At 52.0% G+C, this 2,525-nt stretch carries 3 protein-coding genes; 2 read left to right on the forward strand and 1 reads right to left on the reverse strand.

Features of this window, described 5'->3' with window-relative positions; genetic code table 11:
- A partial coding sequence (rssA, locus tag RTM06_RS20950; RefSeq protein ID WP_312184579.1) for a patatin-like phospholipase RssA occupies positions 1–862 on the reverse strand: 862 nt, incomplete at its 3' end.
- A gap of 96 nt (positions 863–958) precedes the next feature.
- On the opposite strand from rssA, the gene RTM06_RS20955 reads away from it, so the two are divergent.
- Entirely contained in the window at positions 959–1,414 is a 456-nt protein-coding gene (locus tag RTM06_RS20955; protein ID WP_312184580.1) for a YchJ family metal-binding protein, read from the forward strand.
- Positions 1,415–1,471: 57 nt separating this feature from the next.
- Positions 1,472–2,320, forward strand: a complete 849-nt coding sequence (purU, locus tag RTM06_RS20960; RefSeq protein ID WP_036648946.1) for a formyltetrahydrofolate deformylase — start codon at positions 1,472–1,474, stop codon at positions 2,318–2,320.
- The last annotated feature ends 205 nt before the right edge of the window (positions 2,321–2,525 follow it).

Raw genomic sequence — 2,525 nt, forward strand, 5'->3', positions numbered from 1 at the left:
CAACGGCGGCCCTGCCAGCCGCAATGGCTTCTTCTGCACGATGAAAGTCCAGTGTGGAAATTTGTGGACAAAACGGCTGAATCAGCAGATCCGGCGGATCGCCCGCCATGCGGTTACGTTTCAGGCGATTTTCCAGAACCTGGATGGATGTCGACATAATCTCCATCGCACCCGGCGTTTGATTAGCACGGCGTTGCGTCAGGCCAATCAGGCGTTGACGCAGTTTTTTTCCCCAGCTCAGCGCTTCAACTGCCGCCGCCTCTTCACCGCTTTGCGGCGTAACTGACAATAAATCTTGCTGCATCAGGTGCGCGTCATGCTGTAAATCCACGGCGATAACGATGTCAGCACCTAATGCACGGGTTAATGAGATCGGTACTGGATTTACCACCGCACCATCAACCAGCCAATACCCATTGTAAGCAATGGGTGGTAATAAGCCTGGCATACTACAGGACGCACGCACAGCTTGATGCAAATCGCCCTCGGTCAACCACACTTCACGTCCAGTACTCAGATTGGTTGCTACCACGCCAAACGGCTTGGCGCACTCATCGATCAGATCGTTAGGAATCAGCTGGCGGATGTGACTAAACACTCGATCGCCACGCAATAAACCGCCGCGTTGCCAGGAGAGATCCATCAGTCGGATGACGTCCCAATAGCGGAATGCGCTCACCCATTTTTCCATCACGCCCAGCCGTCCATTCACGTAAGCCGAACCGACCAACGCGCCAACAGAACATCCCGCCACCACATCGATTTCAATGCCCGCACGTTCTAGCGCATTGATCACGCCGATGTGCGACCAACCTTTGGCAGCACCTGAACCTAGTGCCAGCCCGATCCTGACTTTTCTCATCTCACCTCATGATTGGCATGGTACGTAGCATCACGCCTGACAGTCGGCTACCATAGCGCACGCTTTAGTTTACTTTAATCACTTCCAGGAGATGACGTGTCTGAAAAGTGCCCTTGCTGCAGCGGAAAGGAGTATAGCCTATGTTGCCAACCCTTTCTGAATGGCCAAGCGAACCCGTCCAGCGCGGAGCAATTGATGCGCTCACGCTATACCGCCTACGTCGTGAAAGATGCCGCGTGGCTGGCGCAAACCTGGCACTCCAGTAAACGCGTGGCTGACCTTGAGACGCTATTATCCGAAAGTTTTGCCGGTACTGAATGGCTGGGCTTGAATGTAACTCGTTGTAATCATGGAAGCCATGAGAATGAAGCCTTCGTGACGTTTTTTGCGCGTTACCTCGAAAAAGGACGCACTTCAGCCATCTATGAATGTTCGCGCTTTCTTCGCGAGGATCAACGCTGGTACTATGTCGACGGAACAACGCCTGAGTTGGGACGTAATGATCGCTGTCCTTGTGGCGCCGATAAAAAATACAAAAAATGTTGTGGTTAATCTGGACAGATACACAACGGCTTTACCATTCATCGCTTTGACAGGACTCTGATCGAGATGCAAGCGCAAACCATCCAACGAAAAGTTTTACGAACCATTTGCCCTGATGCGAAAGGTTTGATCGCCAAGATCACCAACATTTGTTACAAGCACGAACTCAACATTGTGCAGAATAATGAGTTTGTCGATCACCGTACCGGCCGCTTTTTCATGCGCACCGAGCTGGAAGGCATTTTCAACGACAACACTTTGCTGGCCGATCTCGATAGCGCACTCCCAGTCGGTTCTGTGCGTGAACTGCAAAGTGCCGGTCGTCGTCGTGTGGTGATTCTGGTGACCAAAGAGGCGCATTGCCTTGGCGATCTGCTGATGAAAAGCGCATTTGGCGGTCTGGATATGGAAATTGCTGCAGTCATCGGTAACCACGAAACGCTGCGCTCATTGGTGGAACGTTTCGATATTCCATTTGTGTTGGTGAGCCACGAAGGCCACACGCGTGAAGAGCACGACAACCGCATGGCGGATGAAATTGACCGTTATCAGCCTGATTACGTGGTGTTGGCGAAATACATGCGCGTGTTGACCCCCGCCTTCGTGCAACGTTATCCAAATCAGATCATCAATATTCACCACTCCTTCTTGCCAGCATTCATTGGCGCGCGTCCTTATCATCAGGCTTATGAGCGTGGCGTCAAAATCATCGGCGCCACTGCGCACTACGTGAACGATAACCTCGATGAAGGCCCAATCATCATGCAGGACGTGATTAACGTCGATCACAGCTACACCGCAGAAGAGATGATGCGTGCAGGACGCGACGTTGAGAAGAATGTATTGAGCCGCGCGCTGTATAAAGTGTTAGGCCAGCGCGTGTTCGTTTACGGCAATCGCACGATCATTCTTTAACCACTTCGGCGCTGAACTGCACAACTCTTCAGCGCCACGCGTAAAAAGTGGGCAAACAGTTTTTATTTTCAGTGACGGCGCTTTACAGGCTGAGTGCATTTGTTATGATGCGCCCCGCTTTAAGACGCAATGATTCAGGCCAGTGGTGGGATTCCCGAGCGGCCAAAGGGAGCAGACTGTAAATCTGCCGTCACAGACTTCGAAG

Origin of the sequence: Pantoea sp. CTOTU46764, assembly GCF_031974595.1 — a bacterium.
In the GTDB taxonomy this organism is placed as follows: Bacteria; Pseudomonadota; Gammaproteobacteria; order Enterobacterales; family Enterobacteriaceae; genus Pantoea; species Pantoea trifolii.